Origin of the sequence: Caballeronia sp. LZ008 (genome assembly GCF_031451435.1) — a bacterium.
In the GTDB taxonomy this organism is placed as follows: Bacteria; Pseudomonadota; Gammaproteobacteria; order Burkholderiales; family Burkholderiaceae; genus Caballeronia; species Caballeronia zhejiangensis.
The window spans coordinates 1-410 of the sequence record NZ_JARUXK010000043.1; the positions used below are offsets into that span (position 1 = coordinate 1).

Annotated in this window: 1 protein-coding gene; it reads left to right on the plus strand. The window is 65.6% G+C overall.

Annotated features, from left to right (window positions below; genetic code table 11):
* The coding region (locus QCE49_RS33645) for a DUF2345 domain-containing protein (protein WP_309806865.1) at window positions 1-410 on the plus strand (410 nt) is incomplete at both ends.

Here is a 410-nt window from a genome sequence, read left to right on the forward strand (position 1 = left end):
GCACATGCAACTGGCCGCGGGCGGGCATCTCTTCACCAGCACCGGCGGCAACGCCGACGCCGCGATCGGCGGCAATTACACCGTCGCGGCGGGCAATGCGGTGTCGCTCTTCGCCAATACGCAGGGCGTCAAGGTGACGGCCGCCGAGGGCAAGATCGACGTGCAGGCGCAAGGCGATGCGCTCAATCTCGCCGCGCTCAAGGGCGTGACGATCGCGAGCACGGAAGACGCGATCACGCTCAACGCCAAGAAGGAACTGACGCTCTATTGCGGCGGCGCGTACGTCAAATTGACGAGTACGGGCGTGGAATTTGGCGGCCCGGAGATCATCCTGAAGGGACCGATGCGCGTGCGTGAATCGGCCACCAAGCAAAGCGCGCTGCCGCTCATGCCGAAGCAGGAGCCGACCG